The 13,550-nt window shown below is 51.3% G+C and carries 10 protein-coding genes; 2 read left to right on the plus strand and 8 right to left on the minus strand.

Features of this window, described 5'->3' with window-relative positions:
• The first annotated feature begins 172 nt into the window (after positions 1 to 172).
• On the plus strand, positions 173 to 1,807 hold the full coding sequence (locus tag IQ268_RS09285; protein ID WP_193877750.1) for an alpha-D-glucose phosphate-specific phosphoglucomutase: 1,635 nt from the start codon (positions 173 to 175) through the stop codon (positions 1,805 to 1,807).
• A gap of 165 nt (positions 1,808 to 1,972) precedes the next feature.
• Here the strand turns inward: IQ268_RS09285 and IQ268_RS09290 are convergent, their stop codons facing one another.
• Positions 1,973 to 2,266 carry a hypothetical protein gene (locus IQ268_RS09290; protein ID WP_193877817.1) on the minus strand — a complete coding sequence of 98 codons (294 nt, stop codon included), beginning with the start codon at positions 2,264 to 2,266 and terminating at the stop codon, positions 1,973 to 1,975.
• A 296-nt stretch (positions 2,267 to 2,562) separates the two neighbouring features.
• On the opposite strand from IQ268_RS09290, the gene IQ268_RS09295 reads away from it, so the two are divergent.
• On the plus strand, positions 2,563 to 2,832 hold the full coding sequence (locus IQ268_RS09295; protein WP_193877752.1) for a helix-turn-helix transcriptional regulator: 270 nt from the start codon (positions 2,563 to 2,565) through the stop codon (positions 2,830 to 2,832).
• Positions 2,833 to 3,110: 278 nt separating this feature from the next.
• Here the strand turns inward: IQ268_RS09295 and IQ268_RS09300 are convergent, their stop codons facing one another.
• The 7 genes from IQ268_RS09300 to IQ268_RS09330 all read right to left on the minus strand — a co-directional run bounded on the left by IQ268_RS09300 (position 3,111) and on the right by IQ268_RS09330 (position 13,276).
• Positions 3,111 to 3,617: a GNAT family N-acetyltransferase gene (locus tag IQ268_RS09300; protein WP_193877754.1), complete on the minus strand. Its 507-nt coding sequence runs from the start codon at positions 3,615 to 3,617 to the stop codon at positions 3,111 to 3,113.
• 240 nt (positions 3,618 to 3,857) lie between these two features.
• Complete coding sequence (locus IQ268_RS09305; protein ID WP_193877756.1) at positions 3,858 to 4,976, minus strand: murein hydrolase activator EnvC; 1,119 nt, start codon at positions 4,974 to 4,976, stop codon at positions 3,858 to 3,860.
• Positions 4,977 to 5,002: 26 nt separating this feature from the next.
• Positions 5,003 to 5,617: a LysE family translocator gene (locus tag IQ268_RS09310; protein ID WP_193877758.1), complete on the minus strand. Its 615-nt coding sequence runs from the start codon at positions 5,615 to 5,617 to the stop codon at positions 5,003 to 5,005.
• Between the two features lie 57 nt (positions 5,618 to 5,674).
• Positions 5,675 to 6,139: an Lrp/AsnC family transcriptional regulator gene (locus IQ268_RS09315; protein ID WP_193877760.1), complete on the minus strand. Its 465-nt coding sequence runs from the start codon at positions 6,137 to 6,139 to the stop codon at positions 5,675 to 5,677.
• 129 nt (positions 6,140 to 6,268) lie between these two features.
• Positions 6,269 to 9,046, minus strand: coding sequence for a tetratricopeptide repeat protein (locus IQ268_RS09320; RefSeq protein WP_193877762.1), 2,778 nt, complete (start codon positions 9,044 to 9,046; stop codon positions 6,269 to 6,271).
• Positions 9,047 to 9,217: 171 nt separating this feature from the next.
• The gene (locus IQ268_RS09325) at positions 9,218 to 10,480 is read right to left on the minus strand and encodes a GAF domain-containing sensor histidine kinase (RefSeq protein ID WP_193877764.1); all 1,263 of its coding nucleotides are present in this window, start codon (positions 10,478 to 10,480) and stop codon (positions 9,218 to 9,220) included.
• Positions 10,481 to 10,900: 420 nt separating this feature from the next.
• Complete coding sequence (locus tag IQ268_RS09330; RefSeq protein WP_193877766.1) at positions 10,901 to 13,276, minus strand: caspase family protein; 2,376 nt, start codon at positions 13,274 to 13,276, stop codon at positions 10,901 to 10,903.
• Positions 13,277 to 13,550 lie beyond the last annotated feature (274 nt).

Here is a 13,550-nt window from a genome sequence, read left to right on the forward strand (position 1 = left end):
GATTGTCCAAAATTTTGAACACCTGTCTCAAGGATGACTCCACAGGAGACAGCCAAAATGCGACGATGATGGGTGTAACTTGGGTTCTTTGTTAGTTTTGCCGTGAGAACAGCAACCTTGTTGAACCACCAAGCTGAACTACTAACAGTTATTAAGCCATCACTATACATTCATGAACATACGAACGGTTGCCACAACCCCCTTCGCGGATCAAAAGCCCGGCACTTCCGGACTACGCAAGAAGGTCAAGGTTTTTCAGCAGCGAAACTACCTGGAAAACTTCGTCCAATCTATTTTTGATGCCATTGAAAATTATGCGGGGCAAACGCTGGTACTCGGTGGCGATGGGCGTTATTACAACCGCACTGCGATTCAAACCATTCTCAAAATGGCGGCGGCTAATGGGTTTGGGCAGGTGCTGGTGGGGCAGGGCGGTATTTTGTCTACACCTGCTGCATCCTGCGTGATTCGTAAAACAGAAGCGATCGGCGGCATTATTTTATCAGCCAGCCATAATCCGGGAGGCCCAGACGAAGACTTTGGCGTAAAGTACAACACCAGCAACGGTGGCCCTGCTCCTGAAAAAGTAACCGAAGCCATCTATGCTCGCAGCAAAGAGATTGATGCTTACAAAATGCTGGAAACTCCAGATGTGGATCTCGACCGGGTGGGCGAATCGCAAATAGGCAGCATGACCGTTAAGGTGATTGATTCCGTTGAGGATTATGCTCAACTGATGGAGTCGCTGTTTGACTTCGATCGCATCCGTCAGGTCGTTGCTTCTGGACAATTCCGGTTGTGTATCGATTCAATGCACGCGGTAACAGGGCCGTATGCCAAAGCAATTTTAGAAGGACGATTGGGTGCGCCAGCCGGTACGGTGCAAAACGGTGAACCGCTAGAAGACTTTGGGGGTGGGCACCCCGACCCTAACCTGGTTTACGCCCATGATCTGGTTGACATTATGTATGGTGATAACGCGCCCGATTTTGGAGCTGCATCCGATGGGGATGGCGATCGCAACATGATTTTAGGCAACCATTTCTTTGTTACGCCGAGCGACAGTTTAGCTATTTTGGCAGCTAATGCTCATCTGGCTCCGGGGTATAAGGACGGTTTGGCCGGAGTGGCGCGATCGATGCCCACCAGTCAGGCAGTCGATCGGGTGGCGGCGCAGGCGGGGATGGACTGCTACGAAACGCCAACCGGATGGAAGTTTTTTGGCAACTTGCTGGATGCAGGCAAAGCAACGCTGTGCGGCGAAGAAAGTTTTGGCACAGGCTCCAACCATGTCCGCGAAAAAGATGGGCTGTGGGCGGTGCTGTTCTGGCTCAACATTCTGGCGGTTCGGGGCGAATCGGTGGAGCAGATTGTGCGCGACCACTGGAAAACCTACGGACGCAACTACTACTCTCGTCATGACTATGAGGGGGTTGATAGCGATAAAGCCACGGAATTGATGACCCGCTTACGCCAGCTTGCGCCAGAGATGAAGGGGAAGACCTTTGGTGCCTATGAGGTTGAGTTTGCTGATGACTTCAGCTATACCGACCCGATCGACCATAGCGTTAGCGATCGCCAGGGGTTGCGGATTGGTTTCACGGATGGCTCTCGAATTGTGTTTCGGTTATCGGGAACGGGAACGCAGGGGGCAACGCTGCGGGTGTATTTAGAGAGCTACCAGCCCGACCCCAACCAGCATGATATTGATACGCAAGAAGCGTTGGGCGAGTTGATTCGCATTGCGGAAGAGGTGGCTAAAATCCGCGAGTTTACAGGGCGGGAGCAACCCACCGTGATTACCTAACGACCGTTTCATCAATAACTCTGAGGGGCGTTCTATTGTAATGGAACGTCTCTTTTGTTAAGAGGCTATTTGAAACGTAGCCAGGTGGGCGTAGCATTTTGCAGGTAGAGGCTGGAATAGACTCAGAGGGGTTGCCCAACTGCTGCGCCCCTACACGGTGACGGGCTACACATTGGGCTTCCTCAAATCTCGCGGTTGCGGAATGGCAACGGAGATATTGGGAGCAAAGCGATCGCCCCTTGTTTCCATTTCAACCAAACTATCTATATTGATCTCTGTTGAGGGTTGAGCGATCGCATCAAACACAATGGTGTGATGGGTGGTGGGCAACAGTTGTTGCATAGTACGCAAGTGGGCTTCTGCTTCAGGACGACGACGAAACCGAGCAACGATGATCGATCGCGCCTTTGGCAAATGACGAACGATGCACCAGGGCGACAGGCGATCGCGGTAAGACATGGCAAATAAGGCGATCGCAACAAAGGCGATCGGGCTAGGGTTTGCAAGAGGCTATTTAGGCAGCAAACAACATCCGTTTAATGTCAAACGGAAATCAATCAGTTGCCTTGTTGGTATTCAATATCGGCTATTGGTGAGACACTAGAGACGCAGGCATCGCAATCTGCTAACCAACTGAAATCAATTGGTTCAGCAGCAATATTTTGATGCATTTGCTTCTTTCACTTGTCCTTGAAATAGAAGCGTACTTCTAAAAACGATCGCTGTCAAGAAGTGTGCTTCTAAAATTTGCTCCTATGCCTGAGTCTGAAACCCAACGATCGCCAGAGGAACCCATTTCCCCCCTGAAAAAGCTTCGACTCAAGGCAGGGTTGACTCAGGCTGAGCTAGCAAAACAAATTCCAGATAAAACGGGTACAGGGACTTTGTCGCAACGAGCGATCAGCGCTTGGGAAAGAGGTGAATATCAGCCAGAGTTGACGATTCCACAAATGAAAGCCCTTTGCAAGGCGTTAGACGTTACACTCGACGAATTGCCCGATGATGTAAGACCAGCAGATTTCTAAGAGGATGTTTGAGGAAGCCTATATGTAACCCGTCGCCTCGTAGGGGCGCAGCATTTGGCTGGGGGCATCTGAGTCTGCTTACAGCCATTTTCATTTGCATTCACCACACCTCAAACCCTACACCCCACACCCCTCTTGACGAGACTGTGGCTTACTCGATTGAGAACTGCTGTAAGAGGGTATCTGCCAAATGCTACGCCCTTATAGAGGACTTCGTGGCGATCGCCCTATTTCCATCAATGCTAATTTCTAGCAGTCATCGAAATGGTTAGTATGGCTCAGGATTTCTCTACTCTAAAAAATAAGACAGGCTTGCCGTCTATCATTTTTTCCTCTACTTGCTTCATTCCCAACCTCTCTGCAACCTTGTGCGACTCAAGGTTAGGTTTATCCGAACTGGCTACAAGATAGGCATGGTTGAGTTCGTTGAACCAATAGTCCAGGATTTGAGTTGCCGCTTCCGTGGCATAGCCTTTCTGGGTTGCAGTCGGCAGCAACGCATAGATTAATTGCGGCTGGTCTTCATCAAAAAAATACCACAACCCAACAAACCCAATAATCTCTTGTTCCGCTTTTGTTTCAATAAACCAAAGTCCAAACTTTTCGGCCTCAAATCGCGTTTGGTTTTCTAGCAACATCTCTTCGACCTGTTGAGAAGAGAATATTTCATCGTCACACAAATACTTTCTGACAAATGGATCAACAAAAATACGGTGCAGCGTATCCAGCCCATCCATTGTGATTGGGTTTAATCGTAATCTCTGCGTTTCAAAGACCAAACTCATGGCATCTCCCCATACCTGCACAACGCTGACGTAAGGAGTTCAAGCTCCCCGCCATTAGAGGATGTTTGAAACGTAGCAAATGTACTGCATTTGCCCCCTAAATCCCCCAACCTTGGGGGACTTCCGAGCCAGTTCTGTTTCAAAGTCCCCGTTCGGCTGAGCGCTCACGTCGAAGCCAGAATTGGGGGATTTAGGGGGCGGTTCAAGTGACATTCAGCACTTTTCAAACATCCTCTTAGACTACAAGAAATTCAATGGATTCACCGGATCGCCATTTTGCCGTACTTCAAAATGGAGGTGTGGCCCTGTCGAGAAGCCCGTTGAGCCAACGGCTGCGATCGCCTGTCCTCGCTTTACCGCCTCCCCTTCCGCAACATACAGCGCGCTGGCATGTCCATACAGTGTTGTAATACTGCCGCCGTGATCAATCACAACGGCTTGACCGTAGCCGCCGTACCACCCTGCAAAGATCACCATTCCATCATCTGCGGCTCGAATGGGGCTGCCATGACTGGCACCAAAATCGACCCCGGCATGAAAGCGGCGACTGCCCAAAATTGGATGCTGGCGATAACCAAAACTGCTGGTGAGTACCCCATCACTGGGAAAGCCAAACACCCCAGTTCCCCGAATGAGCACTCGGCTTTGGGTTTGCGAGGTAATGCGATCGCGAATTAAAACAGCAATATTAGTAGAATCTCTGGAAAGCTGCTCTTCCGCTTCTTCCAGGGCTTGGCGATCGACTCGTAACCGTTGAATTAAACCTTCCTGGGTTTCGGCTTGCGCTTCATACTGTTCCTTCTGCGCTTGTAGCTCCTGGGTGAGCAGAGCAATTTCGTTTTTCTGCCGCTCCACCTCGCGTTTGCGACGCGCCAGATCATCAGCCTCGGCTTTTAGTTCTGCCAAAAAATGGCGATCGGCTCGATAAACCAGCTTTAATTGACGGCGGCGATCGAGGAAGTCGTTCAAGGTCTGGCTTTGCAGCAACACCGCCCAACCTTTACTGCCCGTCTGCCGTTGCAGAAACTTTAACCGCGCCACCGTTGAAAATTGTCGATCCTGGTAACTTTTTTCTGCCTTAGCCAGTTCTGCTTGCAGTTGTGCTAGTGCCTGGGTGGCATTCTTTAGCCTGGCCTCATTCTCGGTAATTTGGCTGCCCGTGACGCGAATGTTTTCCTGCAACCCACCTAAATGCTTCTGAGCCGATTGCTCCATATTTTGCAGGCGATCGCGTTCTCGAATAATGTCCAGGCGCTTTTGCTCTAATTCTTGTTGCTGCTGCCGCAGGCTATCTACCGATGTCGCCGTTGCAGAATAGGCCGTCCAACAAGCGATACAGAGACAGATTGCCATCACCATTAGCAGCGCTCGCCACCAGAGCGCAGTTAGCGCCCAACGCTGAGAGCGATGATGCCAAAGACGAGAAGAATGGAACCTGAAATTCTGTTTAACCACTGCAAGCCGCGAGGATTGAATTTTGCTCGTAATAGGCTGACGCTACTACTTAACAGCAGCCACCATATTGCCGAACCCGTGAAAACACCTAAAACCAGAATTCCCGCTGTCAGGTAATTTCCATCAGCATTGGCTAGCCCTACTCCAGCAAACACAGCCACAAACGACAGCACGGTTGCAGGATTGGTCAGGGTCAGAAATACCGTAGAGGTGTAAGCCCCTAGTAGACCATACTTTTGCTCTGACGCTGCGCGATCGGCTGTTTTCGTCAAGATGGTTTTAAGGCCGAGATAACACAAAAATGCTCCTCCAATCAGACGTAACCAGAAGGTCTGACCGATCAGAATACCAGAAATGAAGGTTAACCCAAACCCAGCAACTGCGCCGTAAATGGCATCGGCTGTTGCAGCTCCCAAACCAGATACCAAGCCTGAAAGCTGTCCTTCGGTGAGAGTGCGGCGAATACACAAAACGCCAATGGGCCCAACCGGAAGCGCGATCGAAAAACCAACAATCAACCCTCGAACAAAGAAATCAATGTCCATAACGGTGTGGCGAATGAGGTGCAATTAAGAGGCGAAACGTAGCCAGCAGCAATAGCGTTAGTCGTTGTGTTTCATCGGCAAAATGGGCGTTTCTTTCAAGGTAGAAAGGGCGATCGTGGTGCGAGTCCTCAAAATACCGGGTAATCCTTTCAACTGTTCGCTGATCAGCATCTCCAAATCTTTAGTGTGACGACAACGAACCTTCAACAAGTAATCGTCTTCGCCTGTCACGTGATGACATTCCTGGATTTCGGGTAACTCGCGGATGCGTTCCAGAAAACCAGCTCGATGCTCTGGACGCTCTAACGTAACGGCAATGAACGCAGTAAGATGGCATCCGATCGCATCTGGCTCTACCAGAGCGGCATAGCCCTTAATGACCTTGCGTTCTTCTAATCGGCGGACGCGATCGGCAGTGGCCGGGGCAGACAGATCCAACAAACCTGCCAACTCAGACCAGGTCATTCGTCCTTGAGCCATAAGAAAGCGTATTGCCTTAAAATCTATTGAATTTAGATCCACAAACTTATTTTTATTAAGTAATAGATCTAAAAATACTTACTTTGTACGAATTGGTCAACCTCTGGTTGACCAAAAAAAAGCAGGCATTTCGCCTGCTGTTAAAACGAGAGGAGATTTAGTAAGCTCAACTTAGTTGTGGCGACAGAAATCCACTAACACTTCCGCCTCCGATCGCTCACTATGATGGGCACCATTACCGTTTTGAGTCGTAGGACGAGGCGATCGCATGGAATGACCTGTCCGTTTCGATGGCGATCGGTGCGACGGTTCGGGTTCTACCGGAAAAACCGGATCAATGATCATTTCCGGGCCAAGCACCTCAACATCGACCACTTGAATCAGCTCGTTAGATACTGGGTTCTCGGCATGAGCGTGATGGCCGTTAGACGAGTGCAACTGCTCACTGTTTGCCAGACTGGCTTCTGGCCCCAACGGATGCACATACTCCCTGGCAATGGTTTCCGAGGGAGCCAGTTCAAACTGGTTGGCTGAGTAGTGGGGAGCCGCAGACTTTCTACCATTCGCAACCGCAGGTTTTGCGGGTGGAGCAGACTTTAGCTTTTCTAGAATGCGTAACGCTTTTTGCACATTGGCTTTGCTGCCTAACTCGTGAAACAGGCGGGCTGCCGCTTCCAGATCGGCGATCGCCTCCGACCAGTTTTCTACCTTCTGATGGGTTACGCCTCGGTAATAGTAGGCCACCGCTGCTTCTGGAGATAACATCAGCGCTTCGCTGTAGTCTCGAATCGCGCCTTCAAGATCGCCTAACTTTTGCGACGCTAAACCGCGATAGAAGTAGGTAATGGCCGATTGGGGTTGAAGCTGAAGCGCAAGGCCAAAATCAGCGATCGCCGCTAGATAGTCACCCAGTTCAAGCGCCACAAAGCCCCGGTTACAGCAAGCGGCAAACATGCGCGGGTCGTGGTGCAACGCCTGTGTGAAATCGGTCGCAGCCCCTTCAACATCACCCAGATCGGCACGCACCAAACCACGATAGTTGTAGGCGATCGCGTCGTTGGGATCAAGACTTAACACCTGAGTAAAGTCAGCCACTGCGCCTTGCTTATCGCCCAATTCGTAGCGAGTGACGGCTCGATTCCAATGAGCTGCCAGGTCGGATGGGTCTAATAGGGGGTTATCAAACCGCTGAATAAGCTGCTGAATCACACCGCTGTCGGTGGTACGAAGCTTCAGTTGCAGTTGCGTAAAGATAGACCGGGTTGATAGCATCTCTGGAATCCCCACGATCGCCATCGTTTGATCCATCACCAAAAAGCTTTCAGCCGTGCCCAAAACCTTAAACTGAAACCGCTCTGGATACGCTTGTTTCAACTTCAGCAAATCTCGCAAGGTGTCTTGCAGTTCGGTGCGCTGGTGGGGTGTAACTTCCCAACCGCGCACTAGCTTGTTGAGCAGGCGGTTTTCGTCCCGGTTTGCTTGGAAACACCAACCCAAACTAAGCTGCCGATTGTTTTGCAAGAATTGCTTTAACTGTTGCAGCAATTCCCCGTTTAGTCGCTGTTCATCCGACCAGGGGCAAATCAAAATTAGCCGTTCCTGACTATGGTTTAGCGCCTGCTGCAACGCTGTCTGGCTACCGTTATTGTTCTGGCCGTTCGCTGAGGTGAGATCGAAAATAAATTCGTAGTCTGGAGCCGCAGGGAGCGATCGCAGCTTTTGGTTCACCTGCTCTAAGTCACGCTGCAAATTGGCTTCCACTTGCGCTTGAAACAGTTGGGTGCCGCTTTCAACATGGGCGATTCGCTCGGTAATGTCTTGCACCTGCCGCTGCACGGCAACCGCATCCAGCGTTTTTGGCAGTTGATTCACCTGGGTATACAGGCGTTGCTGTTGTTCTGTCAACTGCTGGGTTGATGTGTGAAGCGCCGTTAGTTGCTCCTGTAACCCGTTGATGATGGTAGTGATGGTTTCCTGCACATCTGGATGCTGCTGCGACAACTCAGAAGCGCTTAACAGGCGATCGACCTGGCGATCTAGTTCTTTATCTGCTGGCTCGGCTGCTCGCTGCGGTGCGGGAATTGGGGGAGCAGGCGGTACCTCCTGGGGTTTACCAAACCGGGCGGAATGGGTTTCAAGCGTGGCAACGGTCTGCTTCAGCATCTCTTGCTGTTGATTCAGCTCTCGAATTTGAGCCGTTAGCGCCGTAAACTCGCGTTTGGGCACCAGGTCAGCCACCACCCGAATCAACTCGCTCATTTCTTGTCTCAGCGCTGTTTGATCCACAGGAGCCGGAATTTTTTTGAACTGGCGGTTGAGATTAGCCACCTGATCCTGAAGCGAAACCAGGTTGGGTTTAGCGTAGCTGGTAATCTCCTGCAAGTGGCTCTGAAGCTGAGACACATCCCCTTTAAGCTGATTTACCACATTCTCCAGGCCATCGACCCTGGCGATGCTAGAGAGGCGATTAAGGTGACTGGTAATGTCGGCCAGTGCCTCGGCATGGCGGGCGCACTTTTCACCCAGTTGATTAATATCCAGGCGGGCAGCGGCTAAATCTTGCTTTTCAATTAGCTTTAACCGATCCTGGAATTCACGCTGAATGGCTACTATTTCGCCGGATAGCTTTTCGACAACTTCCCGATTTTTCAAAAGTAGCGACTTTTTGATGCCTCCCACCGTTTCAATGGTGGGAAGCGACATCACTTGCTGATTTAGTTGCTCAATCTGCTGCGATAATCGCTGGTCGAGTTCATTGACGGCGATCGCCGTGTGTTGTTCAGTTTCTTGCTCTAAGCGACGGCGGTTCGCTAAGTTCAACAACACCAAAATTGAAAGCGGAGCAGATACATAGAGCATCTGCGTATACACGATAGAAGCGAGCGAACCGACCCCCAAACCAACAACAGACGCGTATTCAGCAACGTTCAACCAGTGATGCTTCTTCAAAGTTACCCTCCCGCTTCAGATCTCACATCCTCACTGCCGGGGATGCAGGTAAACCTCCAGCAATAAAGGGTAGTTGCTTCTCTATTCCGGCTCCCCATGCCCAAATCAGGAAATCTTTTTAACCCGTTCACGTTCGCTTGATCGACGCTGACATCGCTGAGTTGGTTTAGGTCACTCAGGCATCGCTGAACGGGGTGAAAGATGGGGCAACACCACCGAAAACGTAACCTGGTTGTCTGCACTTTGAGCCTGAATCGTTCCTTGTAATGCCTCTACAGACTGCTTGACCAGAGCCAGCCCCAGCCCGGTGCCGCCTTGCTGCCAGCGATCGCCCTGGGGAATGCGGTAAAACTTGGCAAAAATTTGCTGTTGCTCCTGCGGCGGAATCTCTACGCCTGTGTTTTTCACCTGTAGTTCAATAACGGGTTGAGCCGCGGCATCCATGGAAGAGGCTACTGTTACAGCGATCGTTGCATCCAGTGGGGAGTATTTACAGGCGTTATTGATCAGTTCAATCACAATGCGCTGCAAGATTGAGGGATCGGTTGTCAGGGAGAGGTGTTCCGGAATCTCCAGCATAAGCCGTTGTTGTCGGCGCTGAAGACGAGCCTCGAACGGACGCAACAACTCCTTTAACCAACCCGCTAACTCGATCGTCTCAGGCTGAGGCTCTAGATTCCCTGCTTCTAGCTGTTGCAAATTGAGCAAATTGTCAATGAGCTGAGCTTCACGGCTACACTCTTGCTCTAGCACCTGAAGATATTGGTTGCGCTTTGTCTCGGTTTTCGCCACTTTAAGCATGGCGATCGCGGCCTTCATGTTGGTAATGGGCGCACGCAGTTCATGGGAAATGGTACTCAGAAAACTATCTTTGAGCTGGCTCAACCGTTCCACTTCGGTCAGTTGAATGTCTTTAGATTGAACCACCTGACGGGTTGCTAGCCGCAACTCCAGTTCATCCACCACAATAGCGGCCAGTTCCTGGAGCATCTTGACCTTTTCCTCAACCACTTGTCGAGGTTTTTGATCCACAACACAAAGCGTCCCCAAATTGAAGCTATCCTTGGTCTTAAGCGGAATACCCAGGTAAAACCGGAGACCAAATTCACCCGTTACCAGCGGATTGGTCTGTGTTCGGGGATCGGTGCTAGCATCGGTTACGATCCACGCCTCGTCCTGCAAAATCACAGAGGCACAGAGTCCTGGATCTCGCTCAATTTGCTCAACACCTTCCAGCCCCCAGCACGATTTGAACCAAATTCGGTCGTAGTCCACAATGTTGACCAGTGCGATCGGCACCTGCAAGATCTGAGCAGCCAGATAGGTAATGCGATCAAACGTTTTGTCAGGAGGCGTGTCCAGGATGTCGTATCGTTTGACCGCCGCTAAGCGTTGTGATTCATTGGGTGGAATAACACTTGGAACTGGTGTCACAAAAGCCTACGCCTTCCTATGTTGACGCTGTTCATCGTAGTATTCATCTGTAGCAACGGTATGGTGTAGCGTTGCTATACAGTGCTATACAGTTTGAAACGCCACACGCTGAAGTCTGACGTCTTTTAGTTGCACTCGAACGTTAGGGTGTGAGTTAAACGACCTGTAACATTAGAAGGGTGTTTGAGAAGTATCTTTTACGTCTCGACTTGATCCAACTACACCTGAATCAATGCCTGATCAGGCTACCTAAAACGTTTAGACCTGTTCTCAGCCGTTCTCCGTACGGGACACGGGAGAGTTATTTTTGCTACCTCCGCTGCAACGGATGCAATTCTTACCAGTGTAACTGTGCTATGTCTGCAAGCAACAGGCTGATCTGGCTGATTTACAAACAACACGTGACAGCGCTTTGCCACATCAGGCTTCTGCCACCCGGTAGATGAAACTGAGGGTTGCCCAGCTATCTACATCCAACGCATAGCTATCGCTCGGAGCATCGGCTTTGACCGCTGGGGCACCGGCTTGATGGAGATCGCGCAGAACCGCTTGAGCTACTTTAAGTGGATCTAACAGGACGTTGACCTGCCGTGCATCCCCCTTAGAGCGCATTGCTGTTTCTAGAGCCGCAAACGCCTGAGTAAGTGGGCTACGGCTGAAGATAAGATAGGTTTCGGCGAATCCTGTTGGGCCTTGAATGATCCAGTCTGACAGAGGATTCTGAGGAATGGTAATGGTTTGCTCCGGTGGAATAACGTTGTCCTGTAGCGATAACCGAGGAGCGGTACTGCTAAAGGTAACAGATGCCGGGTACAGCGCGATCGCACTGCCGCTTGTATCTAACCCCAGCAGAATGAAATACACGGGGCGATCGCCGTAATTGCTCAAGCGAAACTGCACATGGCTACCGATGGGTAACGTTGGCACACCGTTACCCGCCAGCAACGACACCAATCGGCTGCTTGGCATTGACCACGGGGCACGCACCGTTTCTTGCAGCATAACGATGCGCTCCTGGGGCGACACCATTTCTAATACGGCTCGAACGCCCAGCCGGGACGATCCTTCGTTTACGGTCAACCGCAGCAGCTTGGTTGCCAGCAGGGTTCGCAATTGCGGTGTGAGGCGGTTCACTGCCGTTTTTACGGCTTCTTCTCCCTCAACCAGGGTTCCAGGAATAACGGCTCGACCGGGATAAAACAAGCCATAGCTACTCTTTGCCGCTGGGGTGTCGTTGGCTGTTTTACTTGTCGCTGGCTGTGTCGCGTCAGCCAGCAGCCCGTCATCCGCCAGAGCTGCCAGGGTTCGAGGTTGCGGCAGGTTTTTGCCAAACAAATAGTCGGCGGGTTGCTCTCCGGCCACTACAGAAGACACACGGGGAATAGAGGCAAAGGCACTCGTTGCGTCTACCCGTTCAATACGCTCCAGGCTGGTGTCGAGGGCAACGGTGAGACTGATGTTGCGAGGCAATAGCCGGACGGATTCTTGTACTAGCTGCCCCACTTGTAACGGTGGTGAGGAGGCGTCTGTAGTCGCAACTCGCGCTTTTACGGTTAGGCCATCGCGCGATCGCACCTGTAGTAAGGGGCGATCGCCCAAATCTGACGATGTGCCTGGTGCCTCATCAGCGGTCTTTAGCTTTGACGAGGGTGGTGTGGCTGCCGGTTGGTAAAGCGATAGTAATGAGTTCGTGCCGTAATATTCCAAAACGCTGGCAGGCAACCCGGCTAACCACAGTTGCACAGTTTTGCCATCTTCTTCAACCGCCGTAACGACTCCATCCGCACTACTGGCGGGCGTTGGCAGAGTGTAGTAGGCCGACAACACCTGTTCCTGGCTTTTTTGTCCACTTAAGGCGGGTAACTGGTTGCTCCCCACAAGCTGCTTCACCGAACCAATGGCACGACCCAGGTTAATGCGTAGCGTCGATACGGGCGTAGTCCACCACAGTTGTTGGGTGAGGGCATAGGTAAACAAACCGGCACTAAACCCGTTCCACTGACCTTCCGTGGCAATCTGGTTCGCCCCGGCGGCTGTTAGCATGATTCCCGGCAGTTGACCAGAGCGCCACTGCTGAACCACCTGTTCCCGCGATAGCTTGGTTTGGGTCAATAACTGCTCCTGAAAGGCCAGTTCGGCATCGCAGGCATAACCGCTTGGCGCATTAGGACGCGATCGAATCCGCAGGTTTCCCTGAAGGAATCGGCCAAAGTCGGCAAAGCTGGCATCTAAAACGGTGGTGACTTGATCCGTCTGGAGCGATCGCAACAGCAAAACCAGCGTTTCTTCTTGCAAATCGTGGATGGTGGGATTTTCTTCAGACGGGAGAATACCATCGACCGGAACGAGCGTATTCTGTAACGCTTCGGGGGCGTTTTCAAACTTAACCTGACTTCCTAACCCGCTGAAGTGAAAGACGACCACATCTCCCGGTCGGGCTTGCTCGGTCAGGTGAGAAAGAAAGGCTGTTTCGATCGCCTCGCGAGTGGCCTGTTGGTCGGTCAGGGTCAAAATGTCGCTGGGTTGAAACCCAAAGCGGTGAATCAAAACCTCTTGCTGCAAAGCAACATCGGTGAGGCAACCGTTGAGCGCTGTGTTGCCCCGTAGCGGTGTACAATCACAAACCTGTTCGGCATACTGATTGATGCCCACCAACAATGCCAGCTTGCGACGAGTCGGTTGAGCCAACACCTGCTGATAGCGACGTGCCAACACCGACAGCCCCGTTTCGCTGATGCCCCACGCGCTCAGCGCCAATCCAGCTTGCTGTAAAAAGGTTCGTCGCTTTAGTCCCATGCTCCTATTTGAACATTATTCGACATCAAAATTGCGTGCGTTCCATCCAATCTCCCTGAAAAATAGGAGCTTTTTGTCAATACGGGATGACCTTAGATTCTCTACGTCTGCATGGCTATTGGTCAGATCGAGTTGACGGGGCTAAGAGGGTGTCTGAGAATGACTCAACATTCTAAATTAGCCCCCTAAATCCCCCAAAATTGGGGAACTTTGAAACAGAATGGATTCGGGAGTCCCCCAATTTTGGGGATTAGGGGACGGTTCGAGTTGGAGC

This window comes from Oculatella sp. LEGE 06141 (assembly GCF_015207605.1).
Classification (GTDB): domain Bacteria; phylum Cyanobacteriota; class Cyanobacteriia; order Elainellales; family Elainellaceae; genus Oculatella.

Excerpts from the sequence above, each read along its gene's own strand:
- IQ268_RS09285 (WP_193877750.1), top strand. The coding sequence starts at position 173 with ATGAACATACGAACGGTTGCCACAACCCCCTTCGCGGATCAAAAGCCC.
- IQ268_RS09290 (WP_193877817.1), bottom strand. The coding sequence starts at position 2,266 with ATGTCTTACCGCGATCGCCTGTCGCCCTGGTGCATCGTTCGTCATTTG.
- IQ268_RS09295 (WP_193877752.1), top strand. The coding sequence starts at position 2,563 with ATGCCTGAGTCTGAAACCCAACGATCGCCAGAGGAACCCATTTCCCCC.
- IQ268_RS09300 (WP_193877754.1), bottom strand. The coding sequence starts at position 3,617 with ATGAGTTTGGTCTTTGAAACGCAGAGATTACGATTAAACCCAATCACA.
- IQ268_RS09305 (WP_193877756.1), bottom strand. The coding sequence starts at position 4,976 with ATGGTGATGGCAATCTGTCTCTGTATCGCTTGTTGGACGGCCTATTCT.
- IQ268_RS09310 (WP_193877758.1), bottom strand. The coding sequence starts at position 5,617 with ATGGACATTGATTTCTTTGTTCGAGGGTTGATTGTTGGTTTTTCGATC.
- IQ268_RS09330 (WP_193877766.1), bottom strand. The coding sequence starts at position 13,276 with ATGGGACTAAAGCGACGAACCTTTTTACAGCAAGCTGGATTGGCGCTG.